This window comes from Paraburkholderia sp. FT54 (assembly GCF_031585635.1).
Classification (GTDB): domain Bacteria; phylum Pseudomonadota; class Gammaproteobacteria; order Burkholderiales; family Burkholderiaceae; genus Paraburkholderia.
Window position 1 is genome coordinate 802780 of sequence record NZ_CP134197.1, and the last position, 21318, is coordinate 824097.

Here is a 21318-nt window from a genome sequence, read left to right on the forward strand (position 1 = left end):
TATTTAATCCTGGGTCAAATGGGGCAGGTCCTACTGGCGGCAAGGGGCTGTCGACGGACCCCAAAATCCGCACTCACAGGTAACCCGGGTCGCCGGGAGAATCCTCCCACCTCTCTGCAGACGAAAGTACCTCTGCGTGTCTGCGCGGCGACGAGGCGCATCTTCGAATACCTCCGGTCGCAGTATCACATTCGATGGATGTTGCAGCCCTGACCAGGTTAGGGGCGTTTCGAGCAGTTGGTCCTGGCCGATCTCGGAGACCTTGCGTTAGGCGGCGTGGCCCTTCACGCTGCTGTCGGCGCGCTCAAGAGTGAACGATTGGGGCAGCAAGCTCAGATCGGTCTAGATGCCGTCCACCGGCGGCACGGTCCCCGTCTTGATGTTGCTGTTACGTGACCATCCGTTAGGATTCCTCCTATTTTCAAACGCACCGACGGCTTCATGCCCGCAGTACTCGTGGCGGCCCGCGAACTCCGTCCGGCATTTCTTGCGCAGATGTTCCCCAGCCAGTCTGCGGCAAATAGCCGCATCCGTCACTGTCCGCTCAAGTAGAGCGAACTTCAGCCGATATACATGTGATGTTTGAATTACGTGCGCTGAATGCAATCTGCTTGCTCGTGACATGATCAACGCAAGGGTCCGTAGGTATGAAACTGTCTTTCGTCCAGAAGCTCTGGCTGCCGCTGGTTCTGAGCCTGCTATGTCTCACTGGAATATCGGTCTATAACGCATACCAGACTCGAGAAATGCGTTTGGAGGAGCGCAAAGCGGACCTGAAACACGCGGCGGAGATCGCCCTGAGTGTGGTCAAGACCTTTGGCGATCAGGCGGCCGCCGGCTCCATGCCCGTGACGGAAGCCCAGAAGCGGGCAATCGACAGCGTCCGGAACATGCGTTATGGCCAGGACGGTTATTTTCAGATCGTCAGTTTTCAGCCAAAGGTGTTGATGCACCCGACGAACGCAGAGCTGAATGGCAAGGACGTCAGCGACTACAAGGATCCGAACGGTGTGTACGTCTTCAGGGAGATGGTCGCTCTCGTCAAGCGCGACGGCCGTGGCTTTACCGCATATAGCGTTGCGAAGCCAGGAGGCACCGAAGCTTTCCCGAAAATTGCCTACAACCTGACCTATCAGCCGTGGGACTGGATTCTCACCACGGGGCTCTATATCGACGACCTCGATGCGGCGTTCCGCTCGTCGCTGTATCAGAGCCTCGGAATTCTGGTGGTACTGGCCGGGGCATTGTCGGCTGTCGTGGTATTGCTCAACCGCGGCATCCTCCGCTCACTGGGTGGCGAGCCGTCCTATGCCGCCGAGATCGCCAACAAGATCGCCAACAACGACCTGACCGCCGTTGTGAAGACGGCACCGGATGACCGCTCGAGCCTGCTCTTCTCGATGAAGCGCATGCAGGAGCAACTCACGCACACGATCGGCACGATCAAGACATCGGCCGACTCGATTGCCACCGCCACACACCAGATTGCAGCAGGCAACCAGGACCTGTCGCAGCGCACCGAAGAGCAGGCCGCCTCGCTCGAGGAAACAGCGGCCAGCATGGAGCAGCTGACCTCGACCGTCACCCAGAATGCTGACAACGCCAGTCAGGCCAACCAGCTCGCCGCGCAGGCCGCTTCGGTGGCTGAGCAGGGCGGCACCGTGGTGTCGCGCGTGGTCGAAACCATGGAAGGCATCAACGCCAGCTCGGACAGGATTGCTAACATTGTCGGCATCATCGAGAGCATCGCCTTCCAGACCAATATCCTTGCACTGAATGCGGCGGTCGAAGCCGCACGAGCGGGTGAACAGGGACGGGGCTTTGCGGTGGTGGCCTCGGAAGTGCGTTCGCTGGCGCAGCGCTCGTCGGCGGCGTCGAAGGAAATCAAGGAGCTGATCCACGAATCGGTCGAGCGCGTGCAGGCGGGCGCCGGCCATGTGAGGGAAGCGGGCGCGAAGATGCGCGAGATCACTCACGAGATCAGGCGTGTGACCGACATCATGGGTGAAATCACCGCCGCATCGCAGGAACAGAGTAAGGGCATCGGCCAGGTCAACCAGGCCGTCACGCAGATGGACGAAGTCACGCAGCAGAACGCGGCGCTGGTCGAACAGGCGGCGGCCGCCGCCAGCTCGCTCGAGTCGCAGGCGACCGATCTGAAAGCGTCCGTGTCGATGTTCAGGCTCAACGCCTCCCGCGGCGCCGAGGTCAGCCGTCCGGTCGCACAAAGGCTTAAGGCGGCTCCAGCGCACACCAAGGCGCCCGCTACGGCAACCCTGAAGCGACCCGCACCGCAGCCCGTTCGGATAGCGCAAACCGTTGAAGCCGGCGAGTGGGACCGCTTTTAAGCAGGTGGGATCTCCGACCATGTCGAACGTCGCTCCCGATCCGACTCGTGACAATGATCTGATGGATGATGAGTCGCACCTGTACAGCTCCGCGTGGGCATCAGCACTCACATCCCTGGCAGAGGCATTGCAGCGTAATGCCAGCGACATTGTCAGCCGGGTCTACGAAGGTTTGACCCGGCTGCCCAGTTCGAAGCACATTCTCGAGGCTCTGTCCGAGTGCGAGCTCCAGCATGTCAAATCGCAGCAGATCCAGATTCTATGCACCCTTGCCGCCCCTGATCTGACCGCAAGGGATCACCGCGCGATGGCACTGCGGATAGGGCGTGTCCATGCCATGGTGGGGCTGGAGACCGAAGACCTGATCCGCAGTGGTGGACTCCTTGCCGCGGCGATTCACAACAATGTGGATACGACTGTGCACGGTGAAGCACTCAGAGTGTTAGGTCGGCGCCTTGCCCGTGATCTGGCCTGGCAGACAGAGGCCTACCAGCAGTTGCAGACCTCGCGTCAGGACGTGTTGCTGGGCATTACCCGACTGGCGTGGGACGCGCACAGCTACACCGGCCTGATTGTCGGGGTCGGTGAAATACTCGGCACGCATGATGAGGTCGCGGGATGCTCAGTAGGCCGACCGGACAGCGAGGGGGTGTTCCGCTTCGAGTCGGTCTCGGGCAAGACCATCGAGAAATATCGCGCTGAACTGGAGAGCTCCGCGGACCGGCCTGTCTCGGATGGCGATCGTCCTCAGGGTCGGGGGCCGGCCGGCCGGGCCTGGCGTAGCGGAAAGGTCGAACGGATCGTCAATTTCCAGACGGATCCTCTGGCGGTGCCCTGGAAGCGCCTCACGCGGCGCGAAGGATTTCGCTCCAGCGCGGCGATTCCTCTGAGCCCGCCGGGCCACCCTCCGATGGCCATCCTGTCCTTGTACAGCGCATTTCCGGGAGGATATGCGGCAGCAGACCAGATGACTTTTATCGCGCAGCTGCAAACCCTCCTCGGGTTCGCCATTGCTCGTATCGAGAATAGCGAAGGACATACCGTCACGGTGCCGCATGCGATCCGGCAGCATTGGGCGGCGCTGCTCAGATCGGACGCGTTGCAAATGCACTACCAGCCGCTGCTGGATCTCAGGACCGGTCAGGTGACCAAAGTCGAGGCGCTGGCCCGCCTGCGGGACGGCGATCGGCTGCTGATGCCTGGAGAGTTTTTTCCGGCGCTGTCCTCGGACGATTTCCTGGAGCTCTACGTCCGGGGACTCGGGCAAGCGCTGGCCCAGAGAAATCGCTGGCTGCAAGGCGGCGTTGACTTGACCGTGTCCGTCAATCTGCCGCCCAGTGCGATGAGCGACATCCGCTATTTCGAAGCCACCCGGCAGGCCTTGACAGAACACGGCTGCGCCCCGCACCTGCTGGTCCTGGAAATTCTGGAAACGGGTGCACTTCCGTCCGGTGTGGACGTGTCCCGCGAACTGGCGAAATTCAAGGCGCTTGGCGTCAGCCTCGCCGAAGACGATCTAGGCTCAGGGCACAGTAGCCTGAACCGTTTGCGAAAGCTGCCATTCGACTGGGTCAAGATTGACCGGGGTATCGTGAGCCACGTCGACCAGGACCCTTCCAATGTGCTGCATTTCATCTACCATCTGACCCGGCTCGGCCATTCGTTGGGCAAATCCGTGATCGTGGAGGGAGTCGAGGGCGCGGAGCTACTCGAAGCCATCGTGATTCTCGGCGCCGACGCCGCTCAGGGTTATGGGATCGCCCGTCCGATGCCGGCGCAACAGATGATTGCGTGGCTAGGCAACCAGCGCGGTTTGCCAGATCCGCAAAATCCGAAAAGCCCCTTGGGGAAACTAGCGTTGCTGATGATCAGGGAAGAATGCCTGCATCCTTCTGTTCAAACCGCGTCCGCCAGCATCGACTGACGACACTCCGCGGCAGCACACCGGCACGCGTATTGGGCGCGGACCTCTTCATCTGAAGGTTCGTCAATGGCCAGCAGATACTCAATGAACAGTTCTTCGCCCGGCTCGATGGCGCGCAGTGTGTGAATGTAAATGCGATCACCGTCTTCGATGGTCTCGCAGTTAGGCGCGCACGCGTGATTCAGCCACCGCGCGCTGTTGCCGCCGCGGCTGCCATCAATGACGCGTCCGTCCGACAGGCCGAAGAGAAACGTATGTCCCGCGACGCCTTCCCGCCGATGCCGGCGAACGGCATCACGCCACGCCGTGATTTCGCCCTTGTACTCGAGCACACGGTCGCCCGCCGCGAGCGCGCGCATGGCGAACACGCCTTTTCCATGAACTGAAGACCGCCGAACGATCACGCGCCGCATAGTGTTTCCTTTACCGAGGTAAGCGCCAGTATATGGGCGGCCAATTTTCGCATCCACTTCGACGTGAGGGGTGTGTCGTCCGCCTGAACCGTTCCGCCGCGCACGACGGCTTGAGCTAGCCTCAGGGATGTCCTGGATGGCCTTGAACCGGCCCAATTTGCGCATCGTCATCGATCGCTATCCGTTCGGTCGCGGCCATCAAAGCCTCCCGTGCCGGACCGCCGGCGGCCGGCCAGCTCCCCCGCGAAAAAGCGGACATTTGAACTTGGCGGAGACCACGCCAAAAATTCGCCGCCACGATTATGTCAAATTGACACCAAAACAAACAGCGTTCCAGCCCTGCGACAGAGTCCTTCCCTCTCGCCGCTGGCCGACGCAAACCCGTAGTTTCCAACTAACGCCTTGCGCGATCGCCTTGCGGGACTACATTTAACAAGTATCCGCCCAGATCATGTGGCGTGGCACAGGCGGCGAATCGCGGAGCGTGTCTGCCGCGGCGACAAAAAAGGAGCGACCAAATGGCAGAGATAGACAAGGAAGACGTCGTTGCGGTGCTGAACCGGATTCTCGAATCCGAGTTGGCCGGCGTCGTTCGATATACGCACTACTCGTTTCTTGTTTTCGGCTTCGGACGCATTCCGATCAGGTCCTGGCTGCGCGAGCAGGCCGACGAATCGCTGTTGCACGCACAGCAGGTCGGCGAGTGGATCACCACATTGGGCGCTTATCCGTCGCTTGCGATCGGGCCCCTCCTCGACTCCCACACATTCGACATCGCGTCGATCCTCCGCGAATCGCTGCAAGCCGAGAACCTCGCGCTGGCGCTTTATCGCGAACTGCTCGCGCTGGTCGAGGACCGCTCCGTTGCACTCGAAGAGTTCGCCCGTCAGATGATTCATGTCGAAGAGATGCACGCGGGCGAAGTCGACAAGATGCTGCGCCGCCCTGGAGAAATGACGACGTCGGCTGAACGCCAGACGGGTCAACCCTGATCTAACGGACTATGGTGACATGCGCGTGGCGCGCCACGCGTGGTGGCGCGCCGCGTCGGCCTATCTGGCCGGCAGACCCAGCATTTCACGCGCCTGGGCGGCGCTCGCCACCCGCCGGCCATATTCGTCACACAATGAGGCCACCCGCGCAACCAGTTGCGCATTGCTCTTTGCCAGCGTGTCCTTGTCCCAGCGCACGTTGTCTTCCAGACCTGTGCGGCAGTGGCCGCCCATTTCGAGAGTCCAGTGATTGACCTCCAACTGATGCCGTCCGATACCGGCTGCGGTCCACGTTGCATCCGGCAAGTGCGCCGCGAGTTGTTTGACCTCGAACTCAAGAATCTCGCGACGCGCGGGCAGCGCGTTTTTTACACCCATCACGAACTGAACGTGCACAGGAGATGTCAGCAGCCCTTGTTGCACGAGGTCCACTGTGCTGTACAACATCGCAAGATCAAAGATTTCGATTTCCGGTTTGACCTCGTAGTCGAGCATCATTTGCGCAAGCGCACGCACGAAGTCCGGCGGATTTTCGTAGACGGTAGTGGGAAAATTGACGGAGCCCGTCGCGAGCGACGCCATATCCGGGCGCAGATCGAGCATCGCGCCGCGTTGCTCGAATGAACGGCCACGACCACCTGTCGAAAACTGGATGATGATGTCAGGGCAGTGCTTCCGGATGCCCTCCTGGAGAGAGGCGAAACTCGACCGGTCAGAACTGGAGTTCTCCTGTTCGTCACGCACGTGCAGATGCACGAGCGATGCTCCGGCTTCGTACGCTTCGTGCGTGCTTTCAATCTGCTCGGAGATCGTGATCGGCACAGCCGGGTTGTCCTTCTTGCGCGGAACTGAGCCAGTGATGGCAACGGAAATAATGCACGGTTCGCTCATGGCTCACACTCCAGTTCAAGGTTTCCGTCCCGCCTATATGGCGGCCGATCATGACCGCGTGGCCGGCGAAATGCCCGCACACCACGTGCTCCAAGTCTAGTTCAAATCCGCGCGATGGGGACCGCGTACCTTAGAACAGACGGAACGCGAGCAGCCGGTCGGCTCGCCCGCGCTACCACAACTCATCAGCGTGGGGCCCGTTGAGATGGCATTTGGACAGCAAGAGGTGGCGCACGAGGCCAACCGGAATAGTCAAATACGCTCGATAACCGCAACCCGTTGCCCCGCGCCCACCGGCGAGCCGGGCACCACGTGAATCTCGCCGACGATCCCTGCACACGGCGCGCACACGGAGATTTCCATTTTCATCGACTCGATAATGAGCAGCACGTCGCCCGCCGCGACTGTTTCGCCGGGCGCCACCCGCACCTGCCAAAGGCTGCCGGCGATCTCACTGTCCACCGCCACTTCACCGTCCCGCAGCGGCGCCAGTTCCGCGTTCTCCGTGACGGGTGCCTCGAAACTTTCCTCCGCCGTCCCGGCTTCGCGCCAGCGCTCCCGCTCGGCCTGAAACGCGGCCTGCTGGCGCGCCCGAAACTGCTCGATGCCAGCGGATTCGCGCGTGAGAAACGCCTGATAGTCGGTAAGCGACAACTCGGTCCCTTCAATCCTCAACGGGTAGCGCCCCAGGGGAAAGTTCGCCCGGATGCGCAGCAATTCGTCGGCGGGGACTTCGTAGAAGCGGATCTGGTCGAAGAAGCGCAACAGGTATGGCCGTCCTGAAAAATCCGCCACTTCGCGATAGCGGTTCCACATCTGCAACGTGCGCCCCACGAACTGATAACCGCCGGGCCCTTCCATCCCATACACGCATAGATAGGCTCCGCCGATCCCGACCGAGTTCTCCGCCGTCCAGGTGCGCGCGGGGTTGTATTTGGTCGTCACCAGCCGGTGACGCGGATCTAGCGGCGTGGCGACAGGCGCGCCGAGATACACGTCGCCGAGGCCCATCACGAGGTAGCTGGCATCGAAGACGATCTGCTTGACGGCATCGATCGAATCGAGGTCGTTGATGCGGCGGATGAACTCGAGATTGCTCGGACACCATGGCGCGTCCTTGCGCACCGTCGTCATGTATTTGTCGATGGCGAGACGGCACGCGGGGTCGTCCCACGACAGCGGCAAATGAACGATGCGCGACGGCACGCGCAAATCCCGTTGCAGCAGCACATGCTGCCATGCGCGCTCGACAATTCCGAGCAGTTGCGAGAGCGGCAGCCTTTCAGGCTGATAGTGAATCTGCAGCGAGCGGATACCGGGCGTCAGATCGATCACGCCAGGCAGCGCCATCGATTCGAATGACTGCATCAGCGCATGGCTCCGGAACCGGAGTACCAGATCGAGTTCCGGCGGCCCGATTTCAAGCAGCAGATGCGTGTCGCCGGAAACACGCGCGACAAGCCGTTCGCGATCGGTGCCGGTATCGAGGACGATAGGCGACGTGAGTGCCACTTCCTTCGAGAGTGCCGGCTCCCCCTCGAATTCGAGCGTTTGCAATTCACGCAGACGCTGGCGGGCCGCCTTGCGCGCTTCATCGATCCGCACCGGCACGAAGCGCACCTTGTCGCCGGCCTTCAACTGGCCGATTTGCCAAAGATCCGCCTCGATGATCGTCACCGGACAAACGAAGCCGCCAAGGCTCGGACCATCGGGTCCAAGAATCACGGGCATGTCGCCAGTGAAATCGACTGCACCGACCGCGTATGGGTTGTCGTGAATATTCGACGGATGCAGCCCCGCCTCGCCACCATCCTCGCGCGACCATTCCGGCTTCGGTCCAATCAGACGCACGCCGGTGCGGCTGGAGTTGAAATGGATTTCCCATTCGGTGTCGAAAAACTGCTCGATATAACGCGAGCTAAAGTACTCCGGCGCGCCGTGCGGACCATAGATCACGCGCAGTGTGCGCACGGTTTCCAGCGCGGGAACGTTGGCGAGTACCCTACCCGCGTCTTCATCCAGCAGCGGCTGAAGATGCAGTACATCGCCCGCGCGCAGCGCTCGACCGCCGTGCCCGCCGAACTGGCCGAGCGTGAAGGTGCTGCGGCTGCCGAGATACACCGCGACGTCGAAGCCGCCGCGCACGCACAGGTACGCACGCGCGCCGGCGCCGCGAATCGTGCCGAGCGCGAGCGTCGAACCGGCGGCGACCAACAGGGTCGTGTTCAACGGCTGTTCGACATCGTCAAGCAGCACGGGAAGATTCGCACCCGTCACGGCGACGACGGCGTCCGTGTTGAAGCGCAACGTCGGCCCACTCATCGTCACTTCGAGTGCGGCAGCGTCGGCATCGTTGCCGAGAAACCGGTTGCCGAGCCGCAGCGCACGGTCGTCCATGGGACCGGATGGAGGAATGCCGACCGCCCAATAACCGAGGCGGCCCGGATGGTCCTGCACGGTCGTCTGCATGCCGCCGCTGACGACTTCGACCGTGCTCGCCGAATACTTGAGCCCTTCAAGGCAGCGCGTCCACGGCTCACCCGACGCAAACGGATGATCGTCGACGATCTGCCGCAGGTAGTCACGGTTCGTCTCCACGCCATAGATTCGTGTGTTCTTCAATGCGTCGGTGAGCAGGTGGCGCGCCGCCTCGCGCGTTGACGACCACGCAATCACCTTGGCAAGCATCGGATCGAAATAGGGCGGCACTTCGCAGCCCGCCTCGATCCACGTATCGATGCGCAGCGCTCGGCCGTCGGCGAGCGGAAACGCGACGTCGGTCAGCAAGCCCGGGCTCGGTTTGAAATCGCGGCCCGGGTCTTCGGCGTAGAGCCGTGCCTGAATCGCATGCCCCAGCGGCTCCAGACCTGCCGCGAGTTCGTGCAAGGGCGCGAGCGTACCCGCCGCCAGTTCGATCATCCAGCGCACCAGATCCACGCCCCAGACCTGCTCGGTCACGCCATGTTCGACCTGCAGACGCGTATTCACTTCGAGGAAATAAAACTGCTGCGCGGCGCTGTCGTAGACGAATTCCACCGTGCCGGCCGAGCGGTACTCGACTGCTTTCGCGAGTTTCACCGCGGCGTCGCACAAGGCGGCCGCCATGCCTTGCGGCAGATTCGGCGCGGGCGTCTCTTCGAGCACCTTCTGGTTGCGCCGCTGCACCGAGCAGTCGCGTACGCCGAGGGCAATCGCATCGCCGAGACCGTCGCCGAAAACCTGCACTTCCAGATGCCGCGCCCGCTCGATGTACTTTTCGAGGAACACGCCCGCATCGCTGAAGTTGTTCTGGCCGAGGCGCTTCACCACTTCGAAATGCGCGCTCAGTTCCCCGGCATTCCAGCACACCCGCATGCCAATACCGCCGCCGCCCGCCGTGCTTTTCAGCATCACCGGGTAGCCGATCGACGCCGCCGCATCGAGGGCTGCGGGCAAATCGTCGAGCAAGCCCGTGCCTTCGAGCATCGGCACGCCCTCTTCCGCCGCGATTGCGCGAGCCGTGTGCTTCAGGCCAAAAGCTCGCAATTGTGCGGCCGTCGGTCCGATGAAAGCGATGCCTGCTGCTTCGCACGCTTCGCCGAACGCCGCATTCTCCGACAGAAAACCGTAACCGGGATGGATTGCCTGCACGTTTTCGCGGCGGGCGATCGTGAGGATTTTTTCTGTGTCGAGGTAGGTGGCGGAGGCCGGCCCATCGCCGAGACTGTGCGCGATGGGCGCCTCGCTCACATGAAGGCTCGCACGATCCGCTTCCGCATAGACGGCGACACCTGTTACATCGAGTTCACGCAGCGTTCTGAGGATGCGGCACGCAATGGCGCCGCGATTGGCGATCAGGATTTTCTCGAACATGAGAGGAGACTGGATTCATGGGCAGGCCGTCCCGCCACGTGGGAATTGCATGCCGCGGTCGTCCGCGGCAGAGGTCCGTGTCAGCGATATGCGTGAGTCAGTTGTTCGCGCGTGCGAGTGCAGCAACGTCCGGACCGAACCAGCATGACGAAATAAAGCCAGTTGCGGATACGCTTCAGTTCCATATCAGGAGCTCAGCGGGCGTCGGGTTATAGGCATTGCATGGATTGTTCAACTGCGGGCAATTGGAGATCAGCACGATCACATCCATTTGCGCGCGCAATTCGACATACTTGCCCGGCGCCGAGATGCCGTCTTCGAATGTAAGTCCGCCTTCGGACGTCACCGGCACGTTCATGAAGAAGTTGATGTTCGCGCCGATTTCCTGCTTCGACAGACGTCCGTCGTGCGCACAGGCGCGCAGGTAGTTGTCGCGGCAGCTGTGCATGTAGCGCTTTTCCAGCGCGTAGCGCACCGTGTTGCTCTCCTGCGCGCAAGCGCCGCCGAGCGTATCGTGGCGGCCGCAGGTGTCGGCGACGATCGTCAGCATCGGATTGCCAAGATTCGAATACAGCACGGTACCGGTCGTCAGATAGAGATTCTTCTGCCGACGCAGCGTGCGTTGCGGGTCAAAACGTTCACGCGGATCGGCGAGACTGAAGAACAGCGTATCGACCGCCTGATTGCCTTCCAGATCGAGAATGCGCAGCGTCTGCCCCGTTTTCAGTTCATGAAGCCAGGGTTCACCGGCCGCGAGTGTCTCGCGAAAGACTGCGTGTTCTGGGCGTTTGTCACTGACTGTAAGCGTCGTTTTCATGATGTCGGGTTCCGCTCAGAGAAAGAAACGATCGGTGTTGATAAAACCGCGCACGTTTTCCTCACAGGCGGTTCGGCACAATTCGGCGACGTCGCGCTCCGCATGGCTCAACGCGAGCTTGACCGGCTTGGGCGCGTATTCCGGATGCGGATCGAGCGGATGCTGGATCGCGGTGAGCACGACGAGCGTATTCATCGGTGCATACAGGTCGACGTAGTCGCCCGCCTTCGAATTGCCAGGCACGAAATTCAAGGCGCCCGCGTCGGTGACGTCGACACGGCTGAAGAGATTGAGCGTCATCAGCAGATCGGAGATGCCCAGCCCCCACTTGCCCAATTCGACCAGCAGGTTGTCCGTACCGTTGCGATGGAACGCATTGCGCAGTTCCTGATAGCGGCCGGTCCCGTACCGTTCATGCACTTCTTCGGCATTCGATACGCCGCCGATGCTGTCGTGCCAGCCGCAGGTATCCGCGACGATTGCTGCGAGCACGCGGCCCATATCGGAATAAAGGCAGTGACCGGCCGTCAGTTTCGCGGTGTGCTGGCACTTCAGCGTATCGGGAAGATTGAGCCGTTCGCTCTTCTCGGCTGCATTGATCAACATAACGCTGACGTTCGCGCCGCCGCGCAGGTCGGTAATGCGCAACGATTGGCCGCGTTTGACGATCAACGATGCATGACCCCCTCCGGGGACGGTTTCTTCAAGTAGCAAATCCATGTTGTCAAGATTCCCATTTAGGCTCAGACCGTTTCGACACGCGATGCGCCTTCCACCACGGCTCGGGCCAGATGGATGGACGACGCGGAGCCGCGGCTGTGGTCGAGCGGAATGTTGTAGGTAATGCGCGCGCCGTAGGCGCCGGGCGCTTGAGGATCGACACGAACCTTGTCGAATACCAGCACGCGGCTGCCCAGGGTGAAGCCTTCCTTCAGGTCATGCGTGACCATGAAGATCGTCAGCTTCGATTCGCGCCAGAGGCCCAGCAGCAAGTCGTGCATGTCCTTGCGAATACCGGGATCGAGTGCACCGAATGGCTCATCGAGCAACAACACGCGCGGCTTCGCCATCAGCGCCTGGGCAATCGCGAGACGCTGTTGCATGCCGCCCGACAGTTGCTGCGGATACTTATCCAGCGCCGCGCCGAGGCCCACGCGTTCCAGCATCGCCGCGGCTTCGTCGCGCGCCGCACGCCGCCGTGCACCGAACAGCCGGCCCGTGAACTTCGCGCGCGGCAATTCGAGTCCCAGCATCACATTGCGGACCACACTTAGATGGTCGAACACCGAATAGCGCTGAAATACCACGCCGCGATGCTCATCGGGTTCAGCCGGCAACGGTTCGCCTTCGAGCAGAATCTCGCCGCGCGTCGCGCGCTCCTGGCCGAGCAACAGCCGCAGGAATGTGGACTTGCCGCAGCCCGAAGCGCCGACCATCGAACAGAACTCGCCTTCTTCGATGCGCAGGTTCAATCGTTCGAGCACGACCTGTTCGCCGTATTCCTTCCAGACGTTACGAACTTCGATCATCGGGCGCCTCCGCCGTACCAGGGGAACGACCATTGCGTCAGGCGGCGCAGCAGCTCGTCGGTGAGCCACGCGAGCAGCGTGATCCACGCGACGTAAGGCAGGATCACGTCCATCGCCAGGTAGCGACGCATCAGAAAGATGCGGTAGCCGAGACCGTCCGTCGAAGCGATCGCTTCCGCGGCGATCAGAAACAGCCATGCCGCGCCGAGCGAGAGACGCATGGCCACCAGCAAGCGCGGCAGCAATTGCGGCAGCACGAGACGCAGAATCAAGGTCCAACTGGTTGCACCGAGCGTCTGCGCCTTGACCCACAGCTCGATCGGGATCTCGTGAGCCCGCGCGTGCAGATCGCGAATAATCATCGGCGTAATGCCGACCACGATCAGCACCACCTTCGACAACTCGTCGAGCCCGAACACGATGAACAGGATGGGCAGCACCGCGAGCGGCGGGATCATCGAAATCACCGTGATGAATGGTGAAAACGTTGCGCTCACCAGCGGAAACGAGCCAGTCGCGATGGCCGCGACCAGCGCAATCACGGCACTCACGACGAGGCCGGTGCCGAGCCGTCGCAAGCTCGATATCGTGTCGGTCCACAGCAGATACTCGCCGGTGCGCTTGTCCTCGTTGAAAGCGACTTCCTTGATGGCCTCACTCATTTGCGTCGCGCTCGGCAGCAGCTTGTCATCGGGATTGAGCTTAAGCCGCATCGACGACCCGGTGAAATAGACCGCCATCAGTACGATGAACGGCAGCAACAGCAGCATCAGACCGCCGCTTCGGCTGGGATGTCGATTGATGAGTCGCATGTGCCTGCCCATTGAAATGCGTGTTGTCTGGCTCAGAGCTTGCCGGCGGCTGCCATTTCGACGTAAGTCGGATCGAAGCGCAGCTTGACGTTGTTCCTGTCGCCGATCACGACGCCCTTGTCGAACACCATGCCAACTACATCCGCGCTCCTGGCACCCTGCCCGAGCAGACCATGATCGAACGAGAACTTCGCGACGCGCGTCATGATCTTCGGCATGTCGGGGCTGGTGACGAAATCGAGCGCAGCCTTCGGTGTGTAAAACAGCGCGGTGGTCGACAGTTGACCCTTGAAGCCCGCGAGATCGGTGCCCGACGCCTTCGCCATCGCGGTGAGCGCGCTGGTACTGGCGGCGTTATTGGCTCGCATCAATGCGACCATCTCGAACCATGCGCCCGTCAGCGCCTTACCGAGCGCCGGGTTGTCTTTCAACGTCTTCGTGTTGACGATCATCATGTCCATGATTTCGCCTGGGATCTTGCTGGAGTCGAAGACTTCGGTGACGTTCGTCTGTGCCTTGAGGTCGGCGAGCATCGGGTTCCACGTCACCGCATTGTGGACGGCGGGCGTCGCGAACGCGCCGGAGATATCGGCGTCGGAGGTGTTCACCACTTTGAGGTCGCGCTCGCTCATATGCGCGCTCTCGAGCGCGCGTGCGAGCAGATAGTGCGATACCGAGAACTGGACCAGATTGATCTGCTGGCCCTTCAGGTCGGCAATCTGTTTGCCCTTGCCCTTGATGAGCACGCCATCGTTGCCGTTCGAATAGTCGCTGACGATCAGCGCCGTCGAATCCACGCCCCCCGAGGCCGGGATGGTCAGCGCGTCCATGTTGGTCATCGCGCAACCGTCGAACTTACCAGCGGTGTATTGATTGATGGATTCGACGTAGTCGTTCAGTTGCACGACATCGACGTTGATGCCGTATTTCTTGGCCCATTTGGAAACGATGCCCTGGGTTTTCGCTTGGCCCCACGGCATCCAGCCAGCGTAGATGGTCCAGCACACCTTGAAGTCGGTGCGTCCGGCGGCGAACGAGGTGGTTGAGGCGAAGGCGGCGAGAGAGACGGCGGCGATGCCGAGAAAGCGAGCGAGCTTGCGCATGAGGTTGACCTCGAAAGGGACGGTTAGCGACGGCAGGGAGCAGCGCAAACATCGCGTTCTCTCCCGGGCTTTTATCCCGCCGTGTAACCTCGCCTGAGGTCGACAGCTCTCGGACCAGCGCCTGCGTGAAGCAGGCCGGAACCCTAGCCGTCCATTTCCAGATTGTGTGCTAAACCGGATGCTGCGCCGGCTCCTTGCACTTCTTCTTAAGCGATAAGTGTGCCAAATAAAAATCACCGCATTCCGGCGCGGCACAGCGCGTTTCTGCGCCGCTTTGGTGACGCCGCGCACCCGGGCATGCAGACCGGGCACCTTATGCGTGCATGGCGGTTCGGTTTGCCTGCTGCCAGCGCTACCAGGCCGACGTGATCGACGAACGGTTGTTCGGTCGGCCGACCAACAACGGATAAGGCATGACGAAAATCATTCACGAACTGAAGCCGCGTGTACGATATAAGCGGTTGACCATGAGTTTTCAGGAGGCGACATGAATACGAACGCGGTGTGCCCGCTGCACGGACCAACCACCATAATCCGCACGAATTCATACGGGTTTCCGGTCTACGCTTGCTGCTGCAACGACGTGACCTCCGTGACGCCCCCGGATGCGTGCACGAGGGCGCCGACGCAACGCGGACGCGACCCACAGCCTGAACAACCGAAGACGAGGAAAGAATGACACTGACGATCAAGCCTGCTGTCCTGGTGGCAACGGCAGTCTGCAATATGTGGCCCGGTTGCGGCGCGCGGTCGGACACATTCTTTTCCCGGTATTGTGACGGTCAACGGCTTGACCTTTTTATTGCGGGAAAATGAGCGTCGATATTAGTAGTTCTTTGTAGCTATGTAAGGGCGGCGATGACACAGACCACAAGATCAACGCCGGCCACGGGGAAATGGATGAAGAAAATCTGCCTGAGCATGATTGTGAAGAACGAGGCGCCAGTCATTGAGAGATGTCTCGCAAGCGTCAAGCCATGGATCGATCATTGGGCAATCGTCGACACAGGCTCCTCAGACGGTACGCAAGACATCATTCGGCACTGTATGGCGGGCATTCCGGGGACATTGCATGAGCGAGTCTGGCGAGACTTCGCGCACAACCGCAATGAAGCGCTGATACTCGCCAAACCGCACGGCGACTATCTATTCTTCATCGACGCGGACGAAACGCTGCAGATGGATGCAGGCTTCGCATGGCCGCCGCTCGAAGCGGACGGCTACCAGGTCCGCTGCCAGCTCGACGAATGGCAATATCTGCGCAATGCACTTGTCGCGGCGCATCAACCCTGGCGCTGGGAAGGCGTCTTGCACGAGTACCTGACGCAGGCGCCGCCTCATGCCTGGCAGGCTCTGCCAGGCGCGACGATTGTCGTGTCTCGCGACGGCGCGCGTGCTCGTGACACCAACACCTATCTGCGCGACATCGAAGTGCTGGAAAGAGCGGTACGCAACGAACCTGATAACCCCCGCTATCGGTTTTACCTTGCTCAAAGCTACCGGGATGCCGGTCGGTTGGAGGATAGCATTCGCGTGTACCGCGAACGGTGTGAGATGGCAGGATGGGATGAAGAGCGCTGGTTCGCGCTCTTCCAGATCGCATCTCTCACCGAACTCAGCGGGGCTAATCCAGACGAAGTGCGCGAAGCGTATCTCGCGGCTTATCAGGCCCGTCCGCATCGCGCTGAGCCACTCAGCCGACTCGCGGCGTATCACCGGCTGCGCGGTGAGTTCGCGTTGGCGCATCTGTTCGCACAACAGGCGGCTGCGATCGCGCGTCCCGCGGACACGCTGTTCGTCGACGAATCGGTCTATGCCTGGCGGGCTCTGGACGAGCTCGTGGTGAGCGCGTATTACGTCGGCGCTATCGAGCAGGGGCGGGTCGCGCTGCAGCGGCTCCTGCGCGAACAGAAATTCCCGCAGGAGCATCGTCAACGCATCGAGGGGAACCGACAATATTTCGGGCTGTAGGGACTACCTTGCCGGGCGGCCCCTGTCTCGATGACGCCAAACTAAGCTGCTTCAGCTACGCGAAGGAAAAATACCTTGCGTGCAGATCATGTAGGTCAGGCCATTCGGCGTGACTGACGCCAGGTTGGGCAATGCAAAGGTTGTTACACCGTCTCCACCGAAGGCGGTTCCCAACAAGCTGAAGAGTGCTGTGTTCTGCGAGATGCTCATCAACTGCCCGTTGGCGGGCACCCCCACGCCGACGCCGGCCGCCGTCAGCCAGACGGTACCCAGTGTGCAGGTCTCGCCCGTGCCCGGGGCAGCGTTGCCCGGATTACCCAATCCCGAAACCGAACCCGTTGCGCCCGTGGCGCCTTGAGCGCCCTGAGCGCCCTGAGCGCCCTGTGCTCCCGTGGCACCGGTAGCGCCCGTGGCTCCGGTCGGGCCGGTCGCGCCGGTTGGACCTGTTGTCCCCGTTGCTCCCGTTACGCCCTGGACGCCCTGCGCGCCAGTCGCGCCCGTCGGCCCCGTGGCGCCCACCGCACCAGTCGCACCGGCCGGCCCCGTGGCGCCCACCGCACCGGTGGCACCGGCCGGCCCCGCGGCGCCCGTCGCGCCGTTGGAACCCGCCGCACCAGTGGCGCCCGTTGCACCAGTTGCGCCAGTCGCTCCGGCCGCACCCGTCGCGCCATCTACTCCCGACGCGCCGTTCGCGCCCGCTGTGCCGGTCGCGCCTGTCGCACCCGTCGCTCCTGCGGCTCCTGTCGCCCCCGTTGCTCCCGTTGCCCCCGTCGCGCCGGTGGCTCCAGCCGGCCCAACATTGCCGCTCACGAGTTGCTGGGTAATCGTCGTCAGCGTGCTGTTGGTGGCAGCGAGTCTTGCGCTCAGCAATTCCAGTCCGTCGTCGTATGCGTTGCCGGAAACAGGCTGAAACTGTTGGTTCATCAGATTGATTGCATCGACATTCACACCGAGGTTAGTCAGCAATTGCCCGGTTTGCGCAACCGCGGCCGCAAGCCGATTGCTGACCGCACTCGCCGACGCCGCGGAGAAGCCATTGAAGAACGCTTCCGTGTCGGAATTCGCCGCTGCGCTTGCCGTGACGAGTTCGGTGAACGGCGTCACGTTGATCGTTCCAGGCGAGGCAGCATAGGAATGCAGGACCAATCCCGACGAAGCCGATACGCGAACCACACACGGCAACGTTAATCCCGCAGTTGAAACCGACCACGAACCGTCGGCTGCGGTCTGGGTTGAAGCGTGTCCGGCAACGCAATTCAACGACACCTGACCGTTGACAATGGGCGCGCCGGTCGCCGCGGTACCTTTTATCGACGCCGGCACAATGCCTTGACTGGTTGCCGCGGAATCTGAACCGCCGCAGCCACTGAACAATGTCGACACCGCGATCGAAAGCAAAATTGCCGTACTTTTTTTCCCCTGCATTTTTATTCCTTTGATTCGATATATGCCGCTCTTTTATCTGAAACCCGGTGCTCTCCTGGATTCACAAAAATCCTCAGGCGCTCTGCGTCGCCCGGGCGAAGGCCGATATTGGCCCCTGGGGACTTCAGGTTTCGATGCGTGGTCAGGCGGTCAAAGTGAGCGGATGCCTCCGACCAGACGCGGAACCGAGCATTGTTATTAGCCATTCCTTACCCAAACTTTCGGTTCGCCGGGGCGAGGATAATCGTATTCCTCCGCTAATTCAACGGAAAAATCACGCCCTATAAAAACCATTGGAACGGTGAACCCACGTGGCATTAAAACATCGTTGCGGACTCAACAAAGGTTTGAAAATGGACTCTGATGCAAAGCCGGGCATTTGTGAGATTTCGCCCGGCTTTCGACGAAAGTGTGGCCGCAATGTTTATTCAAATTGAAAGACATCGACCGGTTTCGACCACTCGCGTCACGCGGATAGCAACCGGGCTGTCCACACCATCGTCAGGCAACCTCGGGGCGCGAGGCAGGCTGCGCCAATACGAGCCGATTGCCACCGAGCGACTTCGCGTTGTATAACGCCGCGTCGGCAGCTGCCAGCAGGTCGGCAAGCGTGGGCGCTTCGGCTCCGAACTGTGCGAGCCCAACGCTGACCGTTGCTTGTATCGCGACGCCATCAATCCGGTGAGGAATCGTCTCAGCGAAACGTTTGGCGACGATCTCGCCCACTTCTTTGGCGCGAAGGCTGTCATGGTCGGGAAGCAGCGCAGCGAACTCTTCTCCGCCGATGCGCGCGAGAATCGCATGAGGACCCACCACGCTCCGGGCAATGTCGCTAAATGCTTTCAGTACCTCGTCGCCTGTCTTATGACCGTATCGATCATTGATTGCCTTGAAAAGATCGAGATCGAATGCAAGGAGAGAAATCGGCCGGCATGGTTCTGCGTCGCGGATCACGCGTGCGCCCTCTTCAAAAAACCATCTGCGATTGCCAAGACGGGTCAGGTAATCCGTTTGGGAGTCTCGCAGAAGCTCGCCATGGGTCTCCTCGCGGATCAACCTCAGCAGGGTCATCGGCAGGACAACCGAATACAGAACTCCTTCGTACATCGTAATGTTGCTAGCGACCGACACCACGTCCTGCCCGTACCGTGCCGCCAAAAACGGCAGGATGCACGCTCTGGCAGCGTACAGGAGCGTATGGATGCCCGTCACCCACATCGCGATGCGCCGCGATTGCATCGATTTCATGCTGTCGCATCGCAGCAGTTCGAAAGACGTCACGCCGCTAGCCAACGCGATTGGAATCGCACTCGCGTAGTACCACACCAGATTCTCCCAGCGCGCGCCGGCCACGGCCCATGTGAGCGCCAGCAGGATGAGCATCGCAATAGAGCTGTTACGGTATTTCCGGCCGCTCAAGGACGCGACGCCTTGCAGGACCAATAGATAGCCAGTGACGATAACGAGGTTGCTCAAGGCCGAGCCAGTCGCACCGGGCAGTTCGTGGCGAACTGTTACCGCCGCACATCCGATGGCAAGCGTTGCGTACCCCGCTGCCAGTATTTTCAATTCCTTGCTGCGCCTGGGATGTGTTCGATGTTCCCAGAGCGTCATGCCGGAACTGGCGAAAAGCGTCCCGACAATGAGGAAATAAAGGGTGAGAAGATCGACGTGCATCGCTGAGGAGAGAATCCTACGCCGGTGTATCGCGGCGGCAATTCTACGCAAAAAATTCAATAGTAGGATGATAGTCGAGGTATGGCCCTGGATGCGCTCGGAGGACGCTCATCTTTAAGCATGTCTGCGTTACCGCCACATTAGACCTTTGTCGAACGAGCACGTGAACTGTCCGGTCGCGACAACAGATATCGTCTTCAGAAAGATTGCTGTAATTGTCGAAAACGCAAATCGACGAAGGAGAGAAAAAGCCAATACCGCGACACAGCCCATGTAACGGCAAAAATGGACAAAACTTTAGAGCCTTCAAATAAGGTATCAAATGGCCGTGGTCGGTCGGGATCTCTCAGGCGTGGGTTTATCCGTCGATTGTCAACAATCTGAGACTCCACGTCGAAGGACCGAAACAGGTCGGTCACTATAAATCGACGCAATCCGGCAAGGGGGCGGCCATTCCGTACCGGTCACTTCCGCGGTTGAAGTGATGTCCGGGCGACCGAAAACCTCAAATTATTCGAGGTACCCGACTGGCATATCCGGGAGTTGAACGAAGCGCGCATCCGCTGGGCAAATGGGTCCATCTGTACGAACTCGTACGGAAGACAGCACAATTTTCCGTCAAGGTTCCTACGCTGAGCATGAACGCGCGTTCGCCATCGAAACCAGGCCAGGAGGACTTCAATGACCGCATTGAGCGACGGGTTACCGCCCGACGGATTCGCGCCGGTGAGCGCAGAGAGCGCCCAGGCACTGGCCGAATCAATGGACGATTCCGGCGTAGGGATCCTGCGCTATACCGTGCCGGATGCGATTCTCGTGCAGCTACGCAGTTTCGTCGCAGATCAGATCGAGCGGCACGGCGGTCAATATTTCGACTTTCAAGGCAAGGCGTGGATCGCCGATACCTGCCTCAATCGGCTATTCGAGGACGCGGGCTTGCACGCGCTATTACGATGTCTTTACGAACGGAAGATGCGCACATCGCCGCCCAGCGACCGGATTTTCCCGGTCCTGCGCGTGCTGACTGGCACGCACGGACTGCGTCACGCGCTCAACTTTCACTACGACTCGTACGTCGTCACCGTACTGTTGCCGATTCTGATCCCCAATGGCCCGGATGAACCGCCGGGCCATCTGGTCATGTTCCCGAATTTGCGCAATGCCAGGCGCTTTGCGGTCGTCAACATCCTCGAAAAACTGCTGGTAGAGAAACTGCTGAAACGGATGTGGCGATCGCCGCGCGTGCAGCAATGGCTTTCGGCGAAAATCGTGCCGCTCACGCCGGGCAATGTCTACTTCTTCTGGGGCATGCGTTCGCTTCATGCGAATCAGGCCTGTCTGCCGTCCAGCGTTCGCAGTACCGTACTGCTCCATTTCGGCGATCCGCACGAGGGCAATGTGTTCAAAAGTCTCTCCCATCGATTGCACGCCATGCGACTGCGGCGCATGGCGCGAGACTAGACTTTCGCAAGAGGGCAGGCGAGCCGAGTCGCAGTCAACGTCGAAGACCAGTATGACGATGACGACGAGTTCCCTTGTTCCAGCCCGGCCAGGGCCTGGTCTG

Annotated in this window: 14 protein-coding genes, 1 pseudogene and 1 riboswitch; of the genes and pseudogenes, 5 read left to right on the plus strand and 10 right to left on the minus strand. The window is 60.8% G+C overall.

Features of this window, described 5'->3' with window-relative positions; genetic code table 11:
* Positions 1-647: 647 nt before the first annotated feature.
* Positions 648-2348, plus strand: a complete 1701-nt coding sequence (locus RI103_RS36395; protein ID WP_310818893.1) for a methyl-accepting chemotaxis protein — start codon at positions 648-650, stop codon at positions 2346-2348.
* A 19-nt stretch (positions 2349-2367) separates the two neighbouring features.
* Entirely contained in the window at positions 2368-4272 is a 1905-nt protein-coding gene (locus RI103_RS36400) for an EAL domain-containing protein (protein WP_310818894.1), read from the plus strand.
* Here the strand turns inward: RI103_RS36400 and RI103_RS36405 are convergent.
* Positions 4245-4685, minus strand: a complete 441-nt coding sequence (locus RI103_RS36405) for an SET domain-containing protein-lysine N-methyltransferase (RefSeq protein WP_310819398.1) — start codon at positions 4683-4685, stop codon at positions 4245-4247. The genes RI103_RS36400 and RI103_RS36405 overlap by 28 nt on opposite strands.
* A gap of 518 nt (positions 4686-5203) precedes the next feature.
* Between RI103_RS36405 and RI103_RS36410 the strand changes: the two genes are divergently transcribed.
* Positions 5204-5677 (plus strand): ferritin-like domain-containing protein, encoded by a 474-nt coding sequence (locus RI103_RS36410; protein WP_310818895.1) that lies wholly within the window; start codon positions 5204-5206, stop codon positions 5675-5677.
* 60 nt (positions 5678-5737) lie between these two features.
* Here the strand turns inward: RI103_RS36410 and RI103_RS36415 are convergent, their stop codons facing one another.
* From RI103_RS36415 to RI103_RS36445, 7 genes are all read right to left on the minus strand, one after another.
* Positions 5738-6568 carry a 3-keto-5-aminohexanoate cleavage protein gene (locus tag RI103_RS36415; RefSeq protein ID WP_310818896.1) on the minus strand — a complete coding sequence of 277 codons (831 nt, stop codon included), beginning with the start codon at positions 6566-6568 and terminating at the stop codon, positions 5738-5740.
* Between the two features lie 252 nt (positions 6569-6820).
* The gene (gene uca, locus RI103_RS36420; RefSeq protein WP_310818897.1) at positions 6821-10420 is read right to left on the minus strand and encodes an urea carboxylase; all 3600 of its coding nucleotides are present in this window, start codon (positions 10418-10420) and stop codon (positions 6821-6823) included.
* 175 nt (positions 10421-10595) lie between these two features.
* Positions 10596-11237, minus strand: a complete 642-nt coding sequence (locus tag RI103_RS36425; RefSeq protein WP_310818898.1) for an urea amidolyase associated protein UAAP2 — start codon at positions 11235-11237, stop codon at positions 10596-10598.
* Between the two features lie 15 nt (positions 11238-11252).
* Positions 11253-11957, minus strand: a complete 705-nt coding sequence (locus RI103_RS36430) for an urea amidolyase associated protein UAAP1 (RefSeq protein WP_310818899.1) — start codon at positions 11955-11957, stop codon at positions 11253-11255.
* A 23-nt stretch (positions 11958-11980) separates the two neighbouring features.
* Positions 11981-12766, minus strand: a complete 786-nt coding sequence (locus RI103_RS36435; protein ID WP_310818900.1) for an ABC transporter ATP-binding protein — start codon at positions 12764-12766, stop codon at positions 11981-11983.
* Entirely contained in the window at positions 12763-13578 is an 816-nt protein-coding gene (locus RI103_RS36440) for an ABC transporter permease subunit (RefSeq protein ID WP_310818901.1), read from the minus strand. The genes RI103_RS36435 and RI103_RS36440 overlap by 4 nt, the downstream gene beginning before the upstream one ends.
* A gap of 32 nt (positions 13579-13610) precedes the next feature.
* Positions 13611-14681: a putative urea ABC transporter substrate-binding protein gene (locus RI103_RS36445; protein WP_310818902.1), complete on the minus strand. Its 1071-nt coding sequence runs from the start codon at positions 14679-14681 to the stop codon at positions 13611-13613.
* A gap of 58 nt (positions 14682-14739) precedes the next feature.
* Positions 14740-14839: riboswitch (guanidine-I (ykkC/yxkD leader) on the minus strand.
* Between the two features lie 742 nt (positions 14840-15581).
* Between RI103_RS36445 and RI103_RS36450 the strand changes: the two genes are divergently transcribed.
* Positions 15582-16652 carry a glycosyltransferase gene (locus tag RI103_RS36450; RefSeq protein WP_310818903.1) on the plus strand — a complete coding sequence of 357 codons (1071 nt, stop codon included), beginning with the start codon at positions 15582-15584 and terminating at the stop codon, positions 16650-16652.
* 105 nt (positions 16653-16757) lie between these two features.
* Here RI103_RS36450 and RI103_RS39815 read toward each other — a convergent pair.
* Both RI103_RS39815 and RI103_RS36460 read right to left on the minus strand, forming a co-directional pair.
* A pseudogene (locus RI103_RS39815) lies at positions 16758-16925 on the minus strand (phage tail protein); the annotation flags it as partial.
* 1653 nt (positions 16926-18578) lie between these two features.
* On the minus strand, positions 18579-19754 hold the full coding sequence (locus tag RI103_RS36460; protein ID WP_310818905.1) for a GGDEF domain-containing protein: 1176 nt from the start codon (positions 19752-19754) through the stop codon (positions 18579-18581).
* A 681-nt stretch (positions 19755-20435) separates the two neighbouring features.
* Between RI103_RS36460 and RI103_RS36465 the strand changes: the two genes are divergently transcribed.
* Positions 20436-21215, plus strand: a complete 780-nt coding sequence (locus tag RI103_RS36465) for a hypothetical protein (RefSeq protein WP_310818906.1) — start codon at positions 20436-20438, stop codon at positions 21213-21215.
* Positions 21216-21318 lie beyond the last annotated feature (103 nt).